The sequence below is a fragment of the Streptomyces sp. NPDC004629 genome (genome assembly GCF_042873595.1).
Lineage (GTDB): Bacteria > Actinomycetota > Actinomycetes > Streptomycetales > Streptomycetaceae > Streptomyces.
In genome coordinates, this window is sequence record NZ_JBIALO010000007.1 from 196359 (window position 1) to 217411 (window position 21053).

General features: G+C 73.5%; 23 protein-coding genes. 8 read left to right on the forward strand and 15 right to left on the reverse strand.

Going from position 1 to position 21053, the window contains the following annotated elements; translation table 11 throughout:
* Positions 1 to 2: 2 nt before the first annotated feature.
* Positions 3 to 806, forward strand: a complete 804-nt coding sequence (gene ppk2 / locus ACFYTE_RS13025; protein ID WP_388708817.1) for a polyphosphate kinase 2 — start codon at positions 3 to 5, stop codon at positions 804 to 806.
* 5 nt (positions 807 to 811) lie between these two features.
* On the opposite strand, the gene ACFYTE_RS13030 is transcribed toward ppk2, so the two are convergent.
* Entirely contained in the window at positions 812 to 1684 is an 873-nt protein-coding gene (locus ACFYTE_RS13030) for a universal stress protein (RefSeq protein WP_388709117.1), read from the reverse strand.
* A gap of 320 nt (positions 1685 to 2004) precedes the next feature.
* Between ACFYTE_RS13030 and ACFYTE_RS13035 the strand changes: the two genes are divergently transcribed.
* A complete protein-coding gene (locus ACFYTE_RS13035; protein ID WP_388708818.1) occupies positions 2005 to 2706 on the forward strand; it encodes a response regulator in 702 nt (233 codons plus the stop codon).
* A gap of 49 nt (positions 2707 to 2755) precedes the next feature.
* Here the strand turns inward: ACFYTE_RS13035 and ACFYTE_RS13040 are convergent, their stop codons facing one another.
* The 14 genes from ACFYTE_RS13040 to ACFYTE_RS13105 all read right to left on the reverse strand — a co-directional run bounded on the left by ACFYTE_RS13040 (position 2756) and on the right by ACFYTE_RS13105 (position 15832).
* Entirely contained in the window at positions 2756 to 3178 is a 423-nt protein-coding gene (locus tag ACFYTE_RS13040; RefSeq protein WP_388708821.1) for an Hsp20/alpha crystallin family protein, read from the reverse strand.
* Positions 3179 to 3304: 126 nt separating this feature from the next.
* The gene (locus tag ACFYTE_RS13045; RefSeq protein WP_388708824.1) at positions 3305 to 3748 is read right to left on the reverse strand and encodes a universal stress protein; all 444 of its coding nucleotides are present in this window, start codon (positions 3746 to 3748) and stop codon (positions 3305 to 3307) included.
* A 198-nt stretch (positions 3749 to 3946) separates the two neighbouring features.
* Positions 3947 to 4936 carry a CapA family protein gene (locus ACFYTE_RS13050; RefSeq protein WP_388708826.1) on the reverse strand — a complete coding sequence of 330 codons (990 nt, stop codon included), beginning with the start codon at positions 4934 to 4936 and terminating at the stop codon, positions 3947 to 3949.
* A gap of 418 nt (positions 4937 to 5354) precedes the next feature.
* Positions 5355 to 5840: an SHOCT domain-containing protein gene (locus tag ACFYTE_RS13055; RefSeq protein WP_388708828.1), complete on the reverse strand. Its 486-nt coding sequence runs from the start codon at positions 5838 to 5840 to the stop codon at positions 5355 to 5357.
* A gap of 180 nt (positions 5841 to 6020) precedes the next feature.
* A complete protein-coding gene (locus tag ACFYTE_RS13060; protein ID WP_388708830.1) occupies positions 6021 to 6818 on the reverse strand; it encodes an alpha/beta hydrolase in 798 nt (265 codons plus the stop codon).
* A gap of 7 nt (positions 6819 to 6825) precedes the next feature.
* Entirely contained in the window at positions 6826 to 7233 is a 408-nt protein-coding gene (locus tag ACFYTE_RS13065; RefSeq protein WP_388708833.1) for a hypothetical protein, read from the reverse strand.
* Positions 7234 to 7418: 185 nt separating this feature from the next.
* The gene (locus ACFYTE_RS13070) at positions 7419 to 8750 is read right to left on the reverse strand and encodes an LLM class flavin-dependent oxidoreductase (protein WP_388708836.1); all 1332 of its coding nucleotides are present in this window, start codon (positions 8748 to 8750) and stop codon (positions 7419 to 7421) included.
* A gap of 22 nt (positions 8751 to 8772) precedes the next feature.
* Entirely contained in the window at positions 8773 to 9618 is an 846-nt protein-coding gene (locus tag ACFYTE_RS13075; RefSeq protein ID WP_388708839.1) for an ABC transporter ATP-binding protein, read from the reverse strand.
* Positions 9615 to 10427, reverse strand: coding sequence for an ABC transporter ATP-binding protein (locus ACFYTE_RS13080; RefSeq protein WP_388708842.1), 813 nt, complete (start codon positions 10425 to 10427; stop codon positions 9615 to 9617). Before ACFYTE_RS13080 ends, ACFYTE_RS13075 begins: the two co-directional genes overlap by 4 nt.
* A complete protein-coding gene (locus ACFYTE_RS13085; protein WP_388708844.1) occupies positions 10355 to 11041 on the reverse strand; it encodes a hypothetical protein in 687 nt (228 codons plus the stop codon). The genes ACFYTE_RS13080 and ACFYTE_RS13085 overlap by 73 nt, the downstream gene beginning before the upstream one ends.
* 90 nt (positions 11042 to 11131) lie before the next feature.
* Complete coding sequence (locus ACFYTE_RS13090; protein ID WP_388708846.1) at positions 11132 to 12022, reverse strand: ABC transporter permease; 891 nt, start codon at positions 12020 to 12022, stop codon at positions 11132 to 11134.
* Positions 12023 to 12024: 2 nt separating this feature from the next.
* Entirely contained in the window at positions 12025 to 13053 is a 1029-nt protein-coding gene (locus ACFYTE_RS13095; RefSeq protein WP_388708849.1) for an ABC transporter permease, read from the reverse strand.
* Positions 13054 to 13115: 62 nt separating this feature from the next.
* Entirely contained in the window at positions 13116 to 14687 is a 1572-nt protein-coding gene (locus tag ACFYTE_RS13100) for an ABC transporter substrate-binding protein (protein ID WP_388708851.1), read from the reverse strand.
* Positions 14688 to 15295: 608 nt separating this feature from the next.
* Positions 15296 to 15832, reverse strand: coding sequence for a cupin domain-containing protein (locus ACFYTE_RS13105; RefSeq protein WP_388708854.1), 537 nt, complete (start codon positions 15830 to 15832; stop codon positions 15296 to 15298).
* A gap of 305 nt (positions 15833 to 16137) precedes the next feature.
* On the opposite strand from ACFYTE_RS13105, the gene ACFYTE_RS13110 reads away from it, so the two are divergent.
* The 6 genes from ACFYTE_RS13110 to ACFYTE_RS13135 all read left to right on the forward strand — a co-directional run bounded on the left by ACFYTE_RS13110 (position 16138) and on the right by ACFYTE_RS13135 (position 21009).
* Positions 16138 to 16596: an RrF2 family transcriptional regulator gene (locus tag ACFYTE_RS13110; protein WP_388708856.1), complete on the forward strand. Its 459-nt coding sequence runs from the start codon at positions 16138 to 16140 to the stop codon at positions 16594 to 16596.
* Positions 16593 to 17570, forward strand: coding sequence for a DsbA family protein (locus tag ACFYTE_RS13115; RefSeq protein ID WP_388708859.1), 978 nt, complete (start codon positions 16593 to 16595; stop codon positions 17568 to 17570). Before ACFYTE_RS13110 ends, ACFYTE_RS13115 begins: the two co-directional genes overlap by 4 nt.
* A 431-nt stretch (positions 17571 to 18001) precedes the next feature.
* Positions 18002 to 18517: a flavin reductase family protein gene (locus ACFYTE_RS13120; protein ID WP_388708861.1), complete on the forward strand. Its 516-nt coding sequence runs from the start codon at positions 18002 to 18004 to the stop codon at positions 18515 to 18517.
* Between the two features lie 181 nt (positions 18518 to 18698).
* Positions 18699 to 19079 carry a hypothetical protein gene (locus ACFYTE_RS13125; protein WP_388708864.1) on the forward strand — a complete coding sequence of 127 codons (381 nt, stop codon included), beginning with the start codon at positions 18699 to 18701 and terminating at the stop codon, positions 19077 to 19079.
* Between the two features lie 177 nt (positions 19080 to 19256).
* Complete coding sequence (locus ACFYTE_RS13130; protein ID WP_388708866.1) at positions 19257 to 20411, forward strand: PP2C family protein-serine/threonine phosphatase; 1155 nt, start codon at positions 19257 to 19259, stop codon at positions 20409 to 20411.
* Positions 20412 to 20637: 226 nt separating this feature from the next.
* Positions 20638 to 21009 (forward strand): DUF2255 family protein, encoded by a 372-nt coding sequence (locus ACFYTE_RS13135; protein ID WP_388708869.1) that lies wholly within the window; start codon positions 20638 to 20640, stop codon positions 21007 to 21009.
* Positions 21010 to 21053: the final 44 nt, after the last annotated feature.

The following is a 21053-nucleotide window of genomic DNA, read 5'->3' on the forward strand; positions in this document are numbered from 1 at the left end:
GCATGGCCGGCAAGCAGGCGGAAAGGCTGCCGCGCAAGACGTACGAGAAGGAACTGCTGCGGCTGCAGACGGAGTTGGTCAAGCTCCAGGAGTGGGTGCGCACGCGGGGCGCGCGCCTCGTCGTCATCTTCGAGGGGCGGGACGCGGCGGGCAAGGGGAGCACCATCAAGCGGGTCACGGAGTACCTCAACCCGCGGGTGGCGCGGATCGTGGCGCTGCCCAAGCCGACCGAGCGCGAACGCACCCAGTGGTACTTCCAGCGGTACGTGGAGCATCTGCCGGCCGCCGGGGAGATCGTGCTGTTCGACCGGTCCTGGTACAACCGGGCCGGTGTCGAGCATGTGATGGGTTTTTGCACCAAGGAGGAGTACCAACTGTTCCTGCGGCAATGCCCGGTCTTCGAGCGGATGCTGGTGGAGGACCGGATCCTGCTGCGCAAGTACTGGTTCTCGGTGAGCGACACGGTGCAGGAGGAGCGGTTCCGGCGGCGGCTGGACGATCCCGTGCGGCGCTGGAAACTGTCGCCGATGGACCTGGAGTCGAACACCCGCTGGGAGGCGTACTCCCGCGCGAAGGACGAGATGCTGGTGCACACGGACATCTCCGAGGCGCCGTGGTACGTCGTCGAGAGCGACGACAAGCGCCGGGCGCGGCTGAACATGATCGCCCATCTGCTGGACTCGGTGCCGTACCACGAGGTGCCCCCGCCGGTGCTTGAGCTGCCGCACCGGCCGCCGCCGACGGGGTACGAACGCCCGCCGCGCGATCTGCAGACCTACGTACCGGACCATGCGGCGAGCCTGTGAGCCGCTCATCCCGGCTGCGGGACGACGGCGACCGGGCAGGCGGCGTGGTGCAGCACGCCGTGCGCGACCCGGCCGAGCCTGAGGCCGAAGTGACCGTCGCGGTGCCTGGCCCCGACGACCAGCAGATCGGCGCCGCCGGAGAACTCGGCCAGCACCCGCCGGGCCGGGCCCTCGACGGTGTGCCGGTGCACCTGCACGTCGGCCGGTGCCTGCCGCAGCGCCTCCTCAAGCGCCTCCGCGGCCAGTTGCGCGTACAGCCGGGCGGGTTCGTCGGCGAACAGCGGGCTGTCGGCGCTCGCCAACGCGGGGGTCCGCCAGGCCCGTACGACGTCCAGCGGCACCCCGCGCAGCCGTGCCTCGTCGAGGGCGAAGCGCACGGCCGCCGAGTCGGCGGGCTTCTCGCCGACGCCCACGACGACCCGGCCGCGCGTCCCGGAGCCGGCCTTGTCGTCGGGGCCGCGGCGCACCACGATCACCGGGCCGTGCGCGCGGCCGGCGACCGTCGTCGCGACCGAGCCGAGCAGCGCCTCGGCCAGGCCGCCGCGCCCGCGGGAGCCCACGACCACCGCGGCGGCGGAGCGGCTCTCCCGGATCAGCGCGTACTCCGGTTCCTCGGGCACCGACTCGGCGGTCACCTGCAACCCGTCCTGGCGGCGCCGGGCGCGCAGCACCGCGCTCGCGAGGATGTGTTCGCCGGTGACCTGCCCGGACGGCCTGCCGAGGTCCTGGGCGAGCGCGGCGCCCTCGTACCGCTCCCACAGGGAGCCGTACACCACTTTGAGCGGCGCCCGGCGCAGCGCTGCCTCGTCGGCGGCCAGGTCGACCGCCCGCAGGCTGTGCTCGGAGCCGTCGACGCCGGCGACGATCGGCCCGTCCATCGCGCTCACCGTCCCACGCTCGAATCGAGGGCTCCCCGAGCAGGGGTGGGGGCACCCGGGGTGCCCGGGGTGCGCGGGCCGATGACGCGGGCCATGTCGGTCCACCTCCGCGGTAGGGGGGATGCGGAATGCCGTCCGGTGCCATCCTGGTGGTCGCGGGGCGCCGCGCGGCAGGGGCCGCTGGTCCCGCGACGGGTCCGCCCGGCCCGTGCGGCGGCCTCGGCGAGGGGGCCGGTCGGCCCTAGTGCCGACGGGACGGGCGTGATGATCCTTGTCGTGGGCAGCCGGCCGTCTGCCCTCCACCCGGGAACGAGGGACGCATGACCGAGACACGCACCTTCACGGAGCAGGACCCCATCCGCGTGTTCCTGCTGGACGACCACGAGGTCGTACGGCGCGGGCTGGCCGATCTGCTCGACTCCGAGCCCGACATCACGGTGGTCGGCGACGCGGACACGGCCGAGCACGCGCTCGTCCGCGGTCCGGCGCTGCGCCCGGACGTCGCCGTGCTCGACGTGCGCCTCCCGGACGGTGACGGCATCACGGTCTGCCGCGAACTGCGCGACCGCATGCCGGACCTGGCCTGTCTGATGCTGACGTCGTTCGACGACGAGGACGCGCTGCTCGACGCCATCATGGCCGGTGCCTCGGGCTATGTCCTCAAGCAGATCAAGGGCTCCGACCTGGTCTCCGCGGTGCGGACCGTCGCCTCCGGCCAGTCGATGCTGGACCCGGCGACGACGGCCCGGCTGATGCGTTCCCTGCGCGCCGACCCCGCGGAGACTCCGGCCGTGCCGTCCGAACTGGCCAGTCTGTCGCCGCGCGAGCGGGACATCCTCGCCCTGATCGGGGACGGGCTGACCAACCGGGAGATCGGCAGGAGGCTCTATCTGTCGGAGAAGACCGTGAAGAACCACATCTCGCGACTGCTGGCCAAGCTGGGCGTGCAGCGGCGGGTGCAGGCCGCGGTGCTCGCCTCCCATCTGGATCAGCCGGAGCCGGGCGGACGCCCGGCCAGGTGACGGCCCCGAAGGCCCGGGGCGTTCCCGCGGGGCCGTCCGGGCCGGCGGATCAGGCGCCGTGGTGGATCTCGACGTGCCTGGCCTCGGCCTTCTCGCTGCCCAGCCCCACGCTGACGGTGAGGATCCCGTCGGTGTAGTCGGCCCTGACGTCGTCCTCGTCGGCGCCGGGCGGCAAGGTGACGCTGCGGCTCATGGTGCCGTAACGGATCTCGCTGCGGTTCTTCTCCACGTCCCGTTCGCTGCGTTCGGCCTTGACGGTCAGCATCCCGTCGCCGATGACCACGTCGATGTCCTCCGCGGACATACCGGGCAGCTCCGCCCGCAGGACGTAGCGGCCCTCCTCCAGGTAGTCCTCGACACGGACCGTGTACAGGTCGCCCATGGTCGGCATCGCGAACCGCGCGGGGAAGGTCTCGAACCAGTCGGGGATCTCCGGGAAGGAGAACCTCTGCCTGCGTGTCAGTGACGTCATCGCCGTACCTCCTCGTCCGTGGTTGCGCCTGCTAGCTCCCAGTGCACCGCGCGGCCCGTCGGCCCGCTGAGGCCGAACAGCCCATGCCCGGGGCCCCAAGGTCCCTTTGCGGCCCGGCGTGCGCGGTCATGACCCGTCGGGGCGCACGATCACCACGGGACAGCGCGCGTGCTGGGCGATGTGCTGGCTGACGGAGCCCAGCAGGGCGCGGGCGAAGCCACGCCGCCCGTGACTGCCGACGACGAGCGCCTGAGCGCCCTCCGCCGCCCGCAGCAGCACGTCCACCGGATGGCCGCGCACCAGCAGTGCCCTGACCGAGCCCGCCGGTTCGGACCCCAGGGCCTCGCGCAGTTGCTCGGCGAGCCGTTGCCGGGCGTTGTCCTCGTCGAAGTCGCTGTCGACGGGGGGAGCCGACCAGGTCTCGATCCCGGGCATCTCCCATGCGGCCACCGCGTCCACACGGCCGCCGACGAGTCCGGCATAGCGTACGGCCCAGCGCACCGCCGCGTGCGAGGACGGCGAACCGTCGACGCCCACCACGATCCGCGGCCCCGCGACCTCCGTGTCCATCCGTCCCACCTCTCCCGCTGACCGCTGCCCGCTGCCCGCCGCGCCGTGCGTCGCTCTTCCACCCTCTTACGCCCCCTTCCATACCCTTCCTCCCCCTTCCTCCCCTTTCCTCCATTCCTCCACGCTGCACCGCTCCCGGCCGCACCGCCGCGGAAGAGCGGCCCGAAGCGGCGCATCCGGGTGGCCCGGCGCGCGGGGTCAGCCCGCCCGGATCGCCGGCCGCGACCAGGTGACGGCGAGCCGCTCACCCTCGTCGACGACGTCGGTGCCCAGTTCGGCGCAGGCGCGCACGAGCCGGTCGGCGATCCAGGCGTACTCCGCCCGGTCGGCGAGCCGGGTGTGGCAGTGGTCCAGGGCGAGGGGAACCGCCTCGGTGCGCAGCGGGCCGTGCCCGTCGAGGGTGACCAGCCAGAGCAGTCCGAAGTCGTTGCGGAGCGCCGGGTGGACGGCGTAGTCGTCGATGAAGTCGCCCAGATCGAACAGGACGTGCCGGGTGAAGCCGTGGAAGACGTGTGCCGAGTGCCCGACGACCAGGCCGGCCCCGGACCCGGTGAGCGCGGGCGCGGCACGCAGGACGTGCGGGACCGGGCGCGCGGTCATGTTCGGCCCCCAGTGCGCGCTGACCAGCACCAGGTCCGTCTCCTCGGCCAGGACGCCGATCGTGCCGGTGAGCCAGGCGGGTACGTCCTTGCGCCAGAGGTCGGCGTAGGCCACGCCGGGGCGGTCGGTGTCCGCGGCGAACTCGGGGGGATGGTCGGTGACGGCGACGATGCCGATGCGCAGCCCGCCGACGTCCAGGCGCAGCGGTGCGCGGGCCTCGGTGACCGTCGGGCCGGCCCCGACGCTGCGGATGCCCGCCCGGGCCAGCCGGGTCCGGGTGTCGAGGAGCGCGTCGGGGCCGTAGTCGAGGGCGTGGTTGTTGGCCAGGACCGCCACGTCGACGCCCAGTGCGGCCAGTACGTCGGCGGCGCGCGGCGGGGCCCGGAAGAAGAAGGTCTTTCCGGGCAGGTCCACCGGGGCGCCGCGGTCGGAGACGCAGCATTCGAGGTTGACCAGGAACAGGTCCGCGTCCCGTACGGCGTGGTGCACCGCGGGGGTGAACAGGGGGCGGGGCGCCTTGTGAGCGAGCGCCTGGGCGACATCACGGCCCAGCATGGCGTCGCCCGCCAGGGCGAGGGTGACGGCCATGACACGCACCTCCGCTCGCTCGCCCGGTGCCGCCCGCCCCGCGGGCGGGCCCCGCTGCCGGGCGGCGGTGCCGGTCCCCGGATCGGGCTGCGTCCGCGTGCCGGGGCGGGAGCCGGGCCCGCGCGGCCGTCCGGGGATACGCGACGACGGACACCGCCGTCCCCGCGTTCCCCCGCGCGGGCCCGCCCGCCCGCGATCACCGCCGCTCCGCGCCGTCATGCTGTACGGGCGGAGCGAGGTGCCGAGGAGGCAAGGAGCGCCCGACGGACGGGCGCCCGCACCGCGGATCTCCCGGGCCTGCGGACACCCTCGCACCCGGTTGCGTCACCCCCACAGGGGCCGAACGGCCCGCATCCCGGGGCCGATCGCCCCCACCGTGCCCCGTGCATCCCGCCGGCCCTCGCCGTGTCCGCGCCGGTCAGTGATCGGCGGGGCCCGGGGCGGTGCCCGGTCCGCCCCCGGCGCTCGCTCCCGCACCGGCGCCGTGGCCGGCCAGCACCAGTTCCTTGGCGCGCCGGAACTCGTCGTCCGAGATGTCGCCGCGGGTACGCAACTCGGAGAGCTTGGTGAGTTCGTCGGCGCTGCTGGGGTGCGTCGCGCCCGCGGCGGTCCGGCGGACGTAGCTGTCGAACGCCTCCTGCTGCGCATGCGCCTGCGTCCGCTCGCGGCGCCCCATGTCCTTGCCGCGGACGATGAGGTAGACGAAGACGCCGAGGAAGGGCAGCACGATGACGAAGATCAGCCAGCCCGTCTTGGCCCAGCCGTTCAGGGCGTCGTCGCGGAAGATGTCCAGGACGACCCGGAACAGCAGGACGAACCACATGATCCACAGGAAGAACCAGAGCATCGTCCAGAACGCGCTCAACAGCGGATAGTCGTACGCGAGGTACGTCTGCGCGGTCATTGCCGTCCTCCGTCCCGGGCAGCCGCCCACCGGGTACCGCTTTCGTCGTGTACCGCTTCGTCGCCAGCGTGCACGGGGCGAAGGCGCGACGGCCTCACCCGGGACGGGTGAGCGTACGCGTCGGTAACGGGCGTTCGGACCCGGCTGAGGGAGGGCGTGCGGTGCCGGCGCGGGCCCCGGTCACCAACCGCTCGACTCGACCGCGATCACCGGCACCAGGTCGTTGCGCAGGGTCTCCAGGAAGGTGACGGTCTCGGCCGCCACCGAGCGGTGCTGCACGTCGTTCAGGACGTCGTGGTGGGCCCCGCGGACCACGGCGAGGCGGGCGCGGGGAAGGGACTTGGCGAGGTGGGCGACGGCGTCGCGGTCCGCCAGCGGATCCGCGTCGCCGATCAGCAGCAGGGCCGGGACGGCGATGCCGCCGCCGTACGCCGCCGCGAGCAGCGCCTCGGGCACCGGGGCGGCGAGCCGGCCGCGCCGCACCAGGGGGTCGTGGGTGAGGGTGTCCCGGTGGACGGGGCAGGAGGTACGTACGTCCAGTTCGTCCTCCCAGCCGCCGCCCGCCGCCGCGGCGCGGCCCGGCAGCCCGGCGAGGACGACGGCCCGCGGCAGCCGCGCCGCGGCAAGGTCCGTCCGGCTCAACAGCGCGGCGACCGCGGCGGCGCCGGTGTCGGCGGCGACCAGGACGACGGGCTGGACCACGCCGTCGCCGGACGCGGTGGCCGCGACGGCGTCGGCGAGCCGGGCGCCGAAGCGGGCCAGCGACCCGGACAGATCGTCCGGGTCGATGTCGGGGGTGTCCACGACGCGGACGCGGTAGGCGTCGGCGGCGAGCCGCCTGCCCAGCCGGGCGTAGGTCGCCGGGCTCTCGCCCCTGCCGGGCACCACGACGACGGTGCCGCGGGTGCGGATGCCGTCGGGGGCGTGGTGGTCGGCGTGCCCGGCGGCCTCGCCCGGCTGCTCGGTGTTCTCGGTCATCTCGCGCTCACACTCCTGTGTGCTCGGGCTCGGTCGCGGGCCGCAGGACCGGGACGGACGCCACGTCGTCGCGACGCCTTCCGGGACGCGGTTCGGCGTGGATCACGGCGCGCTGGTCGGGGACGGCGGGACCGAAGGGGGTGACTGGGTGGGTGGCGACGGCGCGGACCCGCTCCCGCAGTGGCGCGGGCGCGGTCTCGGCGGGGCCGCCCCCGCGCGGTGCCTGCTGTGCGTCGAGGCCCCTGGCAGGGGCGCCGTGCCGGGCCGTGCGCCGGGCCGGGCGGCGCACGTCGTCGCCGGTCCGCCGCGGCGCGCGCCGGGCCCTGACCGAGTGCACGGGGCGGGACAGCCCGGTCCGGAGTGCCTCCGGCCCCGGCGACAGGCACCGCACCGAGCCGGGAACACGGAGCGGCACAGCCCGACCGGCGGCGGGCACAGCCACCGCCCAGCGACAGGGCACGCGCCCACCCACAGACGCCGTACCCCACTGAACCCGGACGCCGTGCGGCCCGGCGGCGCCGGCCGTGCGGTGCCGGATCCGGGCGGTGAAGTCGCCGGCGGCCACGAACGGGTACTGCGGCTCGTTCGCGGGGGCGGCCCTCATGCCTGGGCGGGACGGTTGTGGCGGTTGACGGGGACCGGCAGTCCGAGGTTGCCGCGCAGCGTGTCGGCGGTGTACTCGGTGCGGAACAGCCCGCGCTTCTGCAGCAGCGGGACCACGCCGTCCACGAAGAGGGCGAGGTCGTCGTCGGTACGGAAGGCGAGGTTGATGCCGTCGAAGGTGCCGGCGCCGAACCAGTGCTCGATGGTGTCGGCGACGGTCTCCGGCGCCCCGACGAACGGCGACCGGCGGAACTCGCTCACCGACTCCGCAACCTGACGCAACGTCAGGTTCTCCGACCGGGCCCGCTCGATGAGCTTAGCGGCGCCGGTCCGGCCGCCCTTCTCGGCGAGGTGCGCCACGTCCGGGAACGGCGCGTCCAGGTCGTGTGCGCTGAAGTCGTAGGCGCCGAAGGAGCGGCCGAGGAGCGCGAGGTTGCGGTCGAAGTCGTTGTCCTCCTCGAAGATCTCCCGCTCGCGCCGCCGGGCCTCCTCGTCGGTCGGGGCGACGACCGGGCCGCCGTGGATGAAGATCTTGATGTGCTCGGGGTCGCGGCCGTGCGCGGCGGTGCGGCGCTTGATGTCCGCGTAGTACTCCTGGGCCTGCTCCAGCGAGCCGCCGGGCGCGTAGATGCCCTCGGCGACCCGCGCGGCGAGGTCACGGCCCTCGTCGGAGACCCCGGCCTGGAAGATCACCGGCTGGCCCTGCGGGGAGCGGGAGATGTTGAGCGGCCCGGCGACCTTGAAGTGCTCGCCCTCATGGTGGAGTTCATGCAGCTTGGCCGGGTCGAGGAAGACGTTCCCGGCGACGTCGGCGGGGAACGCGTCGTCCTCGTAGGAGTCCCACAGCCCGCGGGCGACCTCGACGAACTCCAGGGCCCGGCCGTAGCGGGTGGCGTAGTCGGGGTGCTCGTCGAGCCCGAAGTTGCGGGACGCGCCGACGTCGAAGCTCGTGACGACGTTCCAGCCGGCCCGGCCGCCGCTGATGTGGTCGAGGGAGGCGAAGCGGCGGGCCAGGTTGAAGGGCGAGTTGTACGTCGAACTCGCCGTGCCGACCAGCCCGATGTGCCGGGTGTGGGTGGCGACGGCCGACAACAGGGTGAGCGGTTCCAGCCGGTTGAGGTAGTGGGCCGGGTAGGTGGCGTTGATGAACTGGCTGTCGACGATGAACAGGGCGTCGAACAGGGCATGTTCGGCGGCCTGGGCCTGGCGGATGTAGTAGTCGATGTCGATGCTGGCGTTCTTCGCGACGCGCGGGTCCTTCCACAGGCCGTGCTGTCCGGGGCCGCCGACGCCGTAGGGGTGCAGCGCGAGGTGGATCGTGCGGGACATGGCGTTCCTCTCCATGGTGTGGTCAGACGTTCAGCAGCGCGCGCAGCGCGGCGCGGCCGGCCCGGTCGGTGGGGGCCGCGCGGAGGGTGGGCGCGGAGCCGACGAGCAGGCGCGTGTACGGGTGCCGGGGGTGGTTGACGACGTCACGGGCGGCCCCGGCCTCGACGAGTTCCCCCCGGTACAGCACGGCGATGCGGTCGGAGGTCCCGACGACGGAGCCGAGGTCGTGGGAGATGAGGACGAGGGCGACGCCGGCGGCCCGCAACTCCTTGAGGATCTCCAGGACTTGTACCCGGTTGGCGGAGTCGAGGGCGCTGACCGGCTCGTCGAGGATGACCAGTCGTGGCTCGGTCACCAGGGCGCGGGCCACCGCGACCCGCTGCCGCTGCCCGCCGGAGAGTTCTCCGGGCAGCCGGTCGAGCAGGTCCGCGGGGAGCCGGACGCGGTCCAGGAAGGCACGCGCCCGTTCGGCCGCCGCGGCGGCCGGGACGCCTTGGACGAGCAGCGGCTCCGTCAGGGACTGCGCGACGGTGAGGTCGGGGTCGAGGCTGCGCAGCGGGTCCTGGAAGACGTACTGGACGAGACCCCGGCGGCGCAGCCCGCGCCACTGGCGGCGGCCGTATCCGCGGACGTCCTCGCCTGCGATGCGGATCGAACCCGCCGAGGCGGGCACCAGGCCGAGCACGGCACGGGCGAGGGTGGTCTTGCCCGAGCCGGTCTCCCCGATGACGCCGACGGTCTCGCCGGCGGCGACGGCGAGCGACACCCCCGTCAGCGCGGGCCGGGACGGGCGGCGCGGGCCGTAGCGGACGTCGAGGCCGGTGACCTCCAGGACGGGGTCGGTCGTTCGCTGCTGGTCGCCGGTCACGATGCCTCCCGGGATGTCAGGAACTTCTCCAGGCCGTACTGCTCGTGTTCGGCGATGAGCAGCCGGGTGTACTCGTGCCGGGGGTCGTGCAGGACCTCCCGTGTCGGACCGTGCTCGACCACCTCGCCTTCGCGCAGGACGACGACCTCGTCGCACAGCTGGGCGACGACGGCCAGGTCGTGCGAGACGACCACCAGGGAGAGGCCGGCCCCATCGCGCAGGTCGGCGAGCAGGTCGAGGATCTCCGCCTGCACGGTCACGTCGAGGGCCGTCGTGGCCTCGTCGGCGATGAGGACACGCGGGTCGGCGGCGACGGCCGCGGCGATCAGCACCCGCTGGAGCATGCCGCCGGACAGTTCGTGGGGGTACTGGGTGTAGACCAGCTCCGGATCGTGCAGCCGTACCGCGGCCAGCAGTTCCTCGGCCCGGTGCCGGGCCGCTCGCCGCTTCAGTCCCTTCTTGACCCGGACGACCTCGGCGATCTGGGGGCCCACCCGGATCGACGGGTTGAGGTAGGACGCCGGGTCCTGGAAGACCGCACTGATCGTGGCGCCGCGCAGGGCGGTCCACTGAGCGGGCGTCAGGGTCGCGATGTCGGTGCCGGCGATCTCGATCGAACCGCCGGACACCTCGAAGTGCGGCGGCAGGATGCCGAGCGCGGCCCGGCAGGTGAGGGTCTTGCCACTGCCGGACTCGCCGACGATGCCGACCACCTTTCCGGGGGTCAGCTCGAAGCTCACCCCATGAACGATCTCCCGGCCGCCGGCCCGGTCACTGATCCGGATGTCACGCACGGCAAGCACCGGCACGGCCGCGGCACCGACCGGGGCGAAGACCCCGGCGACACCGCCCGAGACACCGGTAGCGCCGCCCGCTCCTGCACCGACGGCACCCCCCGCACCGACAACAACGACACCGTCCGGCCGGGCAGCAGCGACAACGTCCGGTCCGGCAGCGGTGCCAGGAGAGACCCCAGCGGCGACAGCCGAACCGGCGGCGGCGCCCGCGGAACCGGCAGCGGCGCCGACCGACCCACCAACGGCACCATCCGACCCACCGGCAGCACCCACCGCAGCAGCAACAGCGTCGCCCGGTCCACCAGCAGCAACAGCCGACCCACCAACGGCGACAGCCGAATCGGCGGCGACGCCAGCGGAACCGGCAGCGGCGCCAACCGACACGCCAGCGGCACCCACCGCAGCAGCAACGGCGCCGTCCGGTCCACCAGCGCCGACAACCGACCCACCAATGGCAACAGCCGAACCGGCGGCAGCGTCGGCCGACGCGTCGGCAGCGACGTCCGACCCACCACCAGCACCCACCGACGGGCCAACCGCACCACCCAACCCCCCAGCAGCACCCACCGGAGCATCACCAGCACCGTCCACCCCACCACCGGCACCCACCCGAGCATCACCAGCACCGTCCACCCCACCACCGCCGCCCGCCGACGTGCCGGCGTCGTCCGGCTCGCCGGCGTCGCGGAGCGAGTCCGTGTTCTTCGAGAGGGTCGTCATCGCGCACCTCCGGCGGAGACGGGGTCGGCCGCGGCGCGGCGGTTGGCGCGGGCCTTGCGGGAGTTGACCAGTGCGCGCCCCGCCTCGCCGGAGACGTCGCGGATCGCGTCGGCGAGCAGGTTGGCGGCCCAGACGGTCGCCATGATCAGCAGCGCGGGCACCACCGGCGCCCACGGCTGGTGGCTGAGATAGCCCAGGTCCGAGGCGAGCAGCCCGCCCCAGGTCGGCTCGGGCGGCTGCACCCCGATGCCGAGGAAGGTCAGGCTGGAGACGATGACGAAGCCGACGCCGATCGTCTGGGCGAACGCGACGGCGAGGGGCGGGAGCACCTTGACCCACACATGCCGGCGCACCACCCAGCCGATGGACGCGCCGGAGATGAGCGCCGCCTCCACGTACTGCGAGCGGGCGACGGAGAGCGTGGCTGCACGGGCGACCCGGTAGAAGAGCGGGGAGACCAGCGCGCCCGTGACGAGCATGGCCTGGGTGATGCCGTTGCCGAGCAGCGCGATCACGGCGACCGCGAAGAGCAGGAACGGCAGCGCGACCAGCGTGTCGGCGAGGCGCAGGGTGACCCACTCGAAGACCCGGCCGAGGTAGACCGAGAGGATGCCGGGGATCGCGCCGACGACGAGGGCCATCACGGCGACCTCAAGCGACCCGAGCACGCTGACGCGGGAGCCGTCGAGCAGCCGGCTCAGCACATCGCGGCCGAGGTAGTCGGTGCCCAGCCAGTGCGCACCCGACGCGGCGGCGAGCGTGTTGTCGCTGGTGGCCAGGGGGTCCTGGGGGGCGAGCAGGGGGCCGAGGAGCGCGAGCAGCGCGATCACGGCGAGGATGCCGACGGCGATCCGGGCGGAGGTCAGGGCGAGGACGCGGCGCACCATGGTCACACCCCCCGCCGGGCGGCCGGCGTCACCCGGGCCAGCACCAGGTTGACGACCAGGTTGAAGGAGACGACCAGGACGATGGACACCACGAGCACCCCTTGTACGGCGGGCACGTCGCCGGCCTGCGCGGAGTCGTTGGCGAACCGGCCGAAGCCCTGCAGGCCGAAGATCCACTCGGTCACGACGGAGGCCCCGACGAGCGCGGGGAACTTCAGGCCGAGGGTGGCGAGCACGGGCCCGAGGCCGTTGCGCAGGACGTGCCCGAAGAAGATCCGCCGGGGGCTCAGCCCGCGGACGACCGCGCCGGTCACGTAGTTCTCGCGGTAGGCGGCGATGAGACTCGTGCGCAGTTGGCGTGCGACGTCGGCGACGACGTCGAGGCTGAGCGCGAGCGCGGGCAGGGTGATGTGGGCGAGCCAGGGGCCGATCCCCTGCCGCGCCGGTACGTATCCGGCGGACGGGAACAGGTGCAGCCCCACCGCGAGGACGGCCACCAGGACGATGCCGACGACGAACGCCGGCATCACCGAGATCACGGTGACGAATCCGGTGATCGCCCGGTCGATCCACGTGGTGCGGCGCAGCGCCGCGACCGTGCCGAGGACGAAGCCGATGAGCACGCCGAGGATCAGGGCGAACGTCGCGATCGACAGGCTCACGCCGAGGCCGAGGCCGATGAGCGTGGAGATGTCGGCCCCGTTGACCCAGCTGGCGCCGAGCTGTCCGTGCAGCACTCCGGTGAACCAGTCCCCGTACTGCGTCAGGAACGGCCGGTCCAGCCCCCATTGGGCCTCGACCCGCTGGATCGCCTCGGGGGTGGCATTCTCGCCGAGTTGGATCCGTGCCGGGCTGAGCCCGCTCAGCGACCGGAGCGCGAACGTCACGAACGTCGCGACCAGGAACACGGGCACGAAGATCCCGACCGACCGGGCGACGGTGGCCAGGACGCGGCCGAGCCCGTACCGTGCCCGGATCGCGGCGGCCCCCCGGCGGCGGGCCGGTGTCGCCGGTGCCGCGGTCGTCGTCATGGGGATCGCCCCCTTTCTGTTGCTGTCTGTCGTGGACGGGTTGTCGGTGGTGGCGGGCCGGGTCAGCTGCCGCCGATGGTCACGCCGGTCCAGTCGAGGTGTGCCGGGTTCTTGGGCAGGGCGGAGACCGACTTGCTCTTGGCGAAGAGGTTCGGCGAGGAGTACGTGAACACCAGCGCCCTGCTCTGCAGACCGGCGCGGGTCGCCGCCTGCAGGACCTTCGGGTAGGCGGGCGCCTCCAGCGGAGTCCGGCGCACCTTGGCGACGGCCGCCTCGAAACCGGCGGGCTCGTACGGCGAGCTGAGGTTCAGCGGGCCGTCGGGGCCGAAGTGGGCGGTGAGCGTCTGTACGGCGGAGTCACGGCCCGTGGTGCTGTACAGGGAGAACGTCAGGTCCTTGGCGAAGAACGGCGTGGACCAGTTCTTGTCGATCTTGATGGTGACCTTGATCCCGACCGCGGCGAGCTGCGACTGGACGATCTCGGCCGCGGGGTCCTCGGCGGGTATGACGAGGTCGAGCCGGATCTCGCCGCTGCGGTAGCCGGCTTCGGCGAGGAGTTGCTTCGCCTTTGCGGGGTCGTACGGGTAGGCGTCTGCCGACCGCGGGTCGTAGGCCACGTATCCCTTGGGGAACGGCTGGTCGGTGGCCTCCCCGTAGCCGAAGGTCAGTTTGTCGACGAACTCCTTGCGGTTGACGGCGTGGCGCACGGCGTCCACGATCTTGTCGTCGTCGAACGGCGCCTTGTTGACGTTGAGGCTGATGTTGGAGGCGTTGAACCCCGGCTGGATGAAGACGTCCAGGCCGGCCTGCTCGGCGGACTTGGCCTGGCTGGGGTCGATGTCGGCGAAGTTGTAGACGCCGGTCTGCAGGCCGGAGACGACGGTGGCGGCGTCGGGGGCCGAGGTCAGTTCGACGTTGTCGATGTGGATGTTCTTCGCGTCCCAGTAGTCCGGGTTCTTCTTCAGCAGCACCTTGGTGCCCGGTACCAGTTGTTCGACGACGAACGGTCCGGCGCCGACCGGGTTCTGGTCCAGCTTCGACGGGTTCGCCGCGGCCTTGGGGCTGGCGATCTGCAGGACGCGCTCGCCGAGCAGTTGGGGGATCTGGTAGTCGACCTGGGTGAGGTGGACGACGGCGTCGAGGCCCTTGGCGTCGACCGACTCGATGGAGGTGAGGTCGCCGAAGAGGGCCGAGTTCTGCTGTTTCTTGGCCCGCTCGACGGCGGCCTTGACCGCGCTCGCGTCGAGAGGGGTGCCGTCGCCGAACTTCAGGCCGGGGCGGAGGTGGAAGGTGATCTGGTCGCCCCTGGCGTTGTACTTCCAGCTCTCGGCGAGGTCCGGGACGGCCTTGCCGCTCGCGTCGGTGCGGGTCAACGAGGCGTATACGAGGGCGAGTTCACGGAACTGGGCGCCGCTGCCCGAGACCACCGGGTCCCAGTGGGCGGGGAAGTAGGAGGAGGCCCACTTCAGCGTGGCGTTGCCGGACGCGGAGGCGGTGTCGCCGCCGCAGCCGCTCAGGGCGGGGGCGAGCAGGGCGAGGAAGGCGGCGGCGAGGGCGGCGGGCCGCAGGCGGCCGGCCCGTCGGGACGGGCGTGCGCCGGGTCCGGAGCGGCGGAAGGTGACTCGTGCGGGCATCTCATTCTTTCTGTGACGGTCCCGGGCCGGGGCGGGCGGTCCGGGCGCGCGGGACGGCCCGACGGGCGGGTGAGGGCGTCGGCACGCACCCGGGCGGGCGGGGCCGGAGAGGCTCGGTGGCACACGTCGGACGCCGCCGGAGCGGCGGGCAGGGCGGGTTCACCGCCGGGCGGGTACCGGTGGCCGTGCGTGTGCTGCGCGGCGGTGGGCGACGGGCGGCAGGAGGACGGACACGAACGCGCCCGCCCCGTAGGGCGTGGGCGTGGGTGGCGGCCGGCGGTCGGCGTCCGTGGGCGGAAGTGGACGGCGGTCAGCGACAGAGGGCGCTACAGGTGCGCCGCAGGTCCACATAGCGGCACACCACACCGGGGTGCGTCGTGAGCATGCTGTTCATCCTGGGGGCAGCCGCAAGCCACTGTCAATGGACACCAATTGATGTCTCATTCGGTGGAACGGATCCAAGGGGTGGCACACGAAAAGCCCCCTGACGGTGGGTCAGGGGGCCGGTGGGTCCGGACGGACGGGAACCTGCGCCGCGGGCGGCACCCGCCGACGGAGCGCGGGCGCGGCAAAGGACACCTCGCGGCATCCTTACCGCTTTACTCCGGTTACTCCGGCTGCTGCTCGGTGCCCAGCACATACAGCTCGGGCAGGTTGACGACGATCGCCTCCTGGGTGCTGCGGGCGATGACCACGACCGCCTCGGTGTCGGGGCTGGGGTTCTCCTCGCGATGCGGCACGAACGGCGGTACGAAGACGTAGTCGCCGGGTGCCGTACGGATCCGGATCTCCTCGGGCGCCCCGGAGGAGTCGTCGAGGAAGACGAACTCCGGGTTGCCCGCGACGACATGGATGGCGGTCTCCGAGGCGCCGTGGTGGTGGTTGGAGGAGGCGGTGCGGGGCGAGACATGGGTCTGGCCCATCCAGATGCGCTCCGAGCCGACGGTGGCGCCGCTGACAGCGGCGAAGCGGCGCATGCCCTCGGTCTGCGCGGTGCCGTCGTCGAGCGCGCCGGCGCGGATGTGGTGCAGCCGCGCCCGCAGCGGCTCGACGGGTCCGGCGGGCCGGGTGAGGTCGGGGTGGAACGCGTCGCGTCCGCCTTCCTGGCGGGACGCGGCGGCGGGGGATGTCTCGTGCGAGGTCATGGCGGTTCCTGCTCGTCGAGGTGCGGGGGCGGCCGGGCCGGGCGGGACACACGGCCGAAACGGAACGGATCAGGCAGCTCGCGCAGCCCAGGCGGCTCGGGCGGCCTCGACGGTTGGGATACCTGGACGACCGCGGCGTCGCAGGTGCCGTCCGCCCGTCGGCGCGTACGCGCACGATCCTGCGGTGACGGTAGAGAGCCCGCCAAATGGATGTCAAGATGTATCCAATGCCGCCTCGCCCGTTCGGCTGCCGGGACGCGGTCCGGCGCCGCGGCGGGCGACCGACGAGACGGAAGACGGTACAGATGCATATCTCGGCGAAGGCCGACTACGCGGTGCGGGCCCTGGTGGAGCTGGCCGCGGACAGCACGCGCCCCCTGACCTGTGAGGGGATAGCCGCGGCCCAGGAGATCCCGTTCCGGTTCCTCAAGTCCGTCTTCCGCGAGCTGCGGGCCGCCGGACTCGTGCGCAGCCAGCGCGGCTGCGAGGGCGGTTACTGGATCGGGCGGGACGCCGCCCGGATCACGGTGGCCGAGGTGATGACGGCGGTGGACGGGACGTTCTTCACGGTGCGCGACGAGGCCCCGGCCGATCTGGTGTATCCCGGGACGGGGCGCGCGGTACCCGGCGTATGGCAGGACGTGGAGGCCGTCGCGCTGGCGCTGCTGCGGCGCACCACCATCGCCGAACTCGCCCGGCGGGGTGCGGCGGGCGCGCAGGACGGGGCCGGTGCCGGGGCCCCGCGGCGGGCGGTCGGCGTATGACGGATGCGTCGCCGGACGCCGAACCCCTGGTCGCGGTGACCGAGTTCACCGACCCCGCCTGCCCGTGGGCCTGGGGCTCCGAGCCCGTTGTAAGGCTGCTGCGGACGGTCTTCGGGGACCAGCTACGGTGGCGGCGGGTGTTCGGCATCCTCTTCGACGACACCGACGACCCGGCGCCCGATCCCGCGGCCGAGGCCCGCTGGTACGAGGGTTTCGTGCGGGACGTCACCGCGCACACCGGCGCGCCGCGCCCGGCGCGGCTGCACTGGCTGACCCGGACCAGCTGGCCCGCCTCCCTCGCCGCCGAGGCCGCGCAGCGGCAGGGCGCGCAGCCGGCCGAACGGGTGCTGCGCCGGCTGCGGGAGAGCACGTTCGTCGCGGGGACGCCCGCGGACTCGGCGGCGGGCGTGGCCTGGGCGGTGCACGGGGTTCCGGGGCTCGACCCCGATGTGCTGCGCGCCGACTCGGCCTCGGCCGGGGCACGGGCGGCCGTCGCGGCCGACCACGCCGAGACCCGCAGGCCGTGCCGCGAGGTGCGGCTGCTCGACGCCCCCGGACCGCATCCGGGCCGGGCCAAGGAACTGGCCGACGGTGTGCGCTACGCGCTGCCCACGCTGCTCTTCGACGGCCCCGGCGGACGGGTCTGCGTGCCGGGCTGGCGTCCGGCGCGGACCTACCTGGACGCGGCAAGGGCCGCGGCCGGCGCCGCATTGCGTACGGCGGGACCGGTGCGGGCCGAGGCGGCGCTGGAGCGGTGGCGCACCCTCACGCTGCCCGAGCTTGAACTGCTCACGGGCGGGCGCACCCCGCCGGCCGGCGCGGTCGAACTGGCCACCGCGCACGGGGTGTTGTGGCTCCATCCGGAGGAGGCGGCCTGCCACCCGGCGCTGCGCGAGCCGCACCCGGAGGCGCCGGCCGGGCCCGGGGGGACGGCGGCGGGGGCGGCGCCGGTCTCGCCGGATGAGACACCATGAGGTGTCCATTGACAGGGCCGTGACGGCGACGTGAGGATGTTGACCATGCATCCGCTGCACCCCGGCGTCGCCTGTCGTCACGTCGACCACCGACGCACCTCCAGCGCCCTCTGTCGCTGAGCGGCTCCGACGTCCCGGGGCCCCGGCGTCCCGGTGCGACGCTCCTCTTGCGTCCGACCGGTCGCCCCTCGCACCCGCCCGGACGCGGGCGCCGCAGCCCCGGGCCGCCCACCCGATGCACGACCGTCCCCGGACACTGCTGCCCACCGCGCCGACCGGCCGCGCGCCCACCGGACCGCACACCCAGTCACCCGCACCGACGGCCCGCCGCCGCGCCGTCGGTGGCCCGTGACGGTCGACGACCACTCCGCTCCTGTCCCGCACCGGCCCGGTCCAAGGGCCGGTGGCCGTACTGCCCGAAGGGAAGCCGTGTGACCGCCTCCGCCAGCCCCCGCCTCCATCCTCGTGCCGCCGGTCCCGGGTCCGCCGAGATCCTGCGCAGCACCCTGCGGCGCCATGCCGCGGGCGTCACCGTGATCACCGTCCCCGGCCCGGCCGGCTTCACCGCGACCTCCTTCACCTCGGTTTCCCTGCGGCCGGCACTGGTCTCCTTCTGCGTCGGGCTCACGGCGTCGGCGGCACCGGCCGTGCGGACGGCGGACCGGTTCGCGGTCCACCTGCTCGGCACCGGGGACACCGCCCTCGCCGACCGGTTCGCCACCAGCGGCATCGACCGGTTCGCCGGTGTCCCCTGGCGCCGCGACACCGCCGGGGTGCCCCTGCTCGACGGGGTGAGCGCCTGGCTCACCGCGCGGGTCACCTCGCGCCAGACCCTCGGCGACCACCTCTTCGTGGTCGGCCAGGTCGACGACGGCACCGTCGTCGACGAGGCCACGCCGCTGGTCCACCACGCGGGTTCCTTCGCCTCGGCGCTGCCGCTCGACTGACCGCCCGCCCGCCTGCCCGGCCACCCGCCCGGACGCGGGCGGGCCCAACGAGGCGCTGTCCCCGGCGCGCTGTCCCCGGCCGGACTGAGTACGCATGCTCAGGACACCGGCCGGTACGGCTCCTACGGTCACTCCCGACGGGCGGCCACGGACGTGCGGGCCGCGGGACTTCGGGGGAACCATGAGCGCCGGCGACCACCACTTCGACCACCACCACGCCTACACCGTGGCCCCCGCTCGGGAGCGATGGCCGGCCGCCTACCTCACCGTGGTGGGGCTGCTGGCCGGCTGCGGCGGCCTGATCGACGCGATCGTCTTCTACCTCTCGATCTTCGCCACGGACAACTGCTCGGCCCAGAACCCCGCGTTCCGGTGCACGACGCCCGGGATCCTGACGATGCTGGGACTGCCCTGGCTCGGTCTCCTCCTGGCGGTGGCCGCCTCGGCGGTGCCCGGCCTCGTCGTGTACCGCGGCGGCGGCTCGCCCTGGTGGTTTCTGCCACTCGGGGCGGCCCTGTACGTCGCCTCGCTGGGCGGCACCTGGCTGGTGATGACGTCCTGACCGGACCCGCGCATCAGGACGTCAAGAGAACGACGAGAAAACACGCGCCCCGCCGACGGCTGCCACCTGCGGTCTTACCGAAAACCCACCTTCTTGGGGAGAGGCGGCACACAGCGTGCGGCGACCGGTCGGCGCCCGTGCTCGCGCGACCGGCCGGCGCGGTGCACTGTGGGAAACATGTTCTCCTCGCAGCAGCTGTTCGCGCGGCCCTGGCAACCGTGGCGGCCGAGCCGCCTGCTGCTGTTGGTCCCGGTGGGACTCATCGTCGTCATCACCGTGGCCGACACCGTGTCACCGGCCGACATCGTGCTCGGCCCGCTGCTGGTCATCGCGCCCGCGGTCACCGCCTGGTTCGAGGGCCCGGTGCTGACGGGGGTCATCGGGGCCACCGCGGCGGCCGCCCAGGCCTTCATCGGCTGGCGTTTCGGCATGCTGTGGTCACGGAACACCATGATGCAGATCGTCGCCCTGATCGTGCTCTCGCTGCTGATCATGGTGTTCTGCGCGGTGCGTGAGCGACGCACCCGCGAACTGGCCCAGGTGCGGTCCGTGGCCGAGGCTGCCCAGCGGGTACTGCTGTGGCCGCTGCCCCAACGGCTCGGCACCCTGCAACTCGCCTGTGTCTACATGGCCGCCGAGGAGGAGGCGGAGATCGGCGGCGACCTGTACGCCGCCGCCCGCAGCGCGGAGGGCACCCGGGTGGTCATCGGTGACGTACGCGGCAAGGGCCTGTCGGCCGTCGGGGAGGCGGCCCTCCTGCTCGGCGCGTTCCGCGAGGCCGCGCACCACAACGCGGCCCTGCCCGACCTGGCCGTCTCGCTGGAACAGAGCGTGACCCGCTATCTGGCCGATTTCGAGCCCGTGGAAGAGGCGGGTGAGCGGTTCGCCACCGTCCTCCTGGTGGAGATCCCCGACCGTGATCCCTTCGCCCTGCTGAGCAGCTGCGGTCATCCGGCGCCGCTGCTGCTGACCGCCGACCGCCCGGTGACCACTCCCGACCTGGTTCCCTCCCCTCCGCTGGGGATCGGCCTGACCAAACCCGATGACATCTCGGTGGCCGTGCTGCCGTTCGCCGCTGGGGACACGCTGCTGCTGTACACCGACGGCGTGGTCGAGGCCCGGGACCGCGGCGGCGCCTTCTACCCCCTCGCGGAGCGCGCCGCCCAGTGGGCCGGGCACTCCCCGCAGTCGCTGCTCCACCACATCCAGCGCGATCTGCTCGCCCACACCGGCGGCCTGCTCGGCGACGACGCCGCCCTCATCGCCATCCGCCGCGGCCCGGCCCCGGACCACCTCACCGGGCCGGCCCGGCTGCTCCCCCACGCCCGGTGAAGCACCGCCCGCCGCCGGTGGGGGTACGCGCGGCGGACCGCGGGAGCGGACCGGCCGAGGTGGGTCCTTCCGGAATGGGCCGCGCCGTGCGCCCGCCCCGGTCGTCGAGAGGTGCATCGCTGGTCATGCTGGTGAGTGCGGCACCGTTCGCGGGCCGCCCGGTCAGGGCGAGGATTCTCTTTCCCCGGCCACCTCCGTGTCCGACGTTCTGAAGGAGGCCCCCGCGATGACGGCATGGACGAACGACGAACTGACCAGGATCGGCACGGCCGACGAGCTCCAGATGGCCCCGGCCCGCGGCGACGGCACGCTCCGCGCGCCGGTACCGGTGTGGGTGGTGCGCGACGGCGACGACCTCTACGTCCGCTCCTACCGCGGCGACGACGGCGTGTGGTGGCGCACCGCCCGCGCGAGCCACGAGGGCCACATCCGCTCCGGCGGCGTCGACCGGGACGTCGCCTTCGCCGAGGAAGCCGATTCCGCCGTCAACGACCGCCTCGACACGGCGTACCGCACGAAGTACGGCCGCTACGGCGGCGCCTACGTCGACCCGATGGTGGCCGCCAGGAGCACCACGCTGAAGCTCCTTCCACGGTGACCGGTGCCCGTCCCGCGTGAACCCGCGTGATCCCGCATGCGATC

What these genes read in the sequence shown, in the direction of transcription:
- ppk2 (WP_388708817.1), top strand. Translation starts at nt 3, where the DNA reads ATGGCCGGCAAGCAGGCGGAAAGGCTGCCGCGCAAGACGTACGAGAAG.
- ACFYTE_RS13030 (WP_388709117.1), bottom strand. Translation starts at nt 1,684, where the DNA reads ATGGACGGGCCGATCGTCGCCGGCGTCGACGGCTCCGAGCACAGCCTG.
- ACFYTE_RS13035 (WP_388708818.1), top strand. Translation starts at nt 2,005, where the DNA reads ATGACCGAGACACGCACCTTCACGGAGCAGGACCCCATCCGCGTGTTC.
- ACFYTE_RS13040 (WP_388708821.1), bottom strand. Translation starts at nt 3,178, where the DNA reads ATGACGTCACTGACACGCAGGCAGAGGTTCTCCTTCCCGGAGATCCCC.
- ACFYTE_RS13045 (WP_388708824.1), bottom strand. Translation starts at nt 3,748, where the DNA reads ATGGACACGGAGGTCGCGGGGCCGCGGATCGTGGTGGGCGTCGACGGT.
- ACFYTE_RS13050 (WP_388708826.1), bottom strand. Translation starts at nt 4,936, where the DNA reads ATGGCCGTCACCCTCGCCCTGGCGGGCGACGCCATGCTGGGCCGTGAT.
- ACFYTE_RS13055 (WP_388708828.1), bottom strand. Translation starts at nt 5,840, where the DNA reads ATGACCGCGCAGACGTACCTCGCGTACGACTATCCGCTGTTGAGCGCG.
- ACFYTE_RS13060 (WP_388708830.1), bottom strand. Translation starts at nt 6,818, where the DNA reads ATGACCGAGAACACCGAGCAGCCGGGCGAGGCCGCCGGGCACGCCGAC.
- ACFYTE_RS13070 (WP_388708836.1), bottom strand. Translation starts at nt 8,750, where the DNA reads ATGTCCCGCACGATCCACCTCGCGCTGCACCCCTACGGCGTCGGCGGC.
- ACFYTE_RS13090 (WP_388708846.1), bottom strand. Translation starts at nt 12,022, where the DNA reads ATGGTGCGCCGCGTCCTCGCCCTGACCTCCGCCCGGATCGCCGTCGGC.
- ACFYTE_RS13095 (WP_388708849.1), bottom strand. Translation starts at nt 13,053, where the DNA reads ATGACGACGACCGCGGCACCGGCGACACCGGCCCGCCGCCGGGGGGCC.
- ACFYTE_RS13100 (WP_388708851.1), bottom strand. Translation starts at nt 14,687, where the DNA reads ATGCCCGCACGAGTCACCTTCCGCCGCTCCGGACCCGGCGCACGCCCG.
- ACFYTE_RS13105 (WP_388708854.1), bottom strand. Translation starts at nt 15,832, where the DNA reads ATGACCTCGCACGAGACATCCCCCGCCGCCGCGTCCCGCCAGGAAGGC.
- ACFYTE_RS13110 (WP_388708856.1), top strand. Translation starts at nt 16,138, where the DNA reads ATGCATATCTCGGCGAAGGCCGACTACGCGGTGCGGGCCCTGGTGGAG.
- ACFYTE_RS13115 (WP_388708859.1), top strand. Translation starts at nt 16,593, where the DNA reads ATGACGGATGCGTCGCCGGACGCCGAACCCCTGGTCGCGGTGACCGAG.
- ACFYTE_RS13125 (WP_388708864.1), top strand. Translation starts at nt 18,699, where the DNA reads ATGAGCGCCGGCGACCACCACTTCGACCACCACCACGCCTACACCGTG.
- ACFYTE_RS13130 (WP_388708866.1), top strand. Translation starts at nt 19,257, where the DNA reads ATGTTCTCCTCGCAGCAGCTGTTCGCGCGGCCCTGGCAACCGTGGCGG.
- ACFYTE_RS13135 (WP_388708869.1), top strand. Translation starts at nt 20,638, where the DNA reads ATGACGGCATGGACGAACGACGAACTGACCAGGATCGGCACGGCCGAC.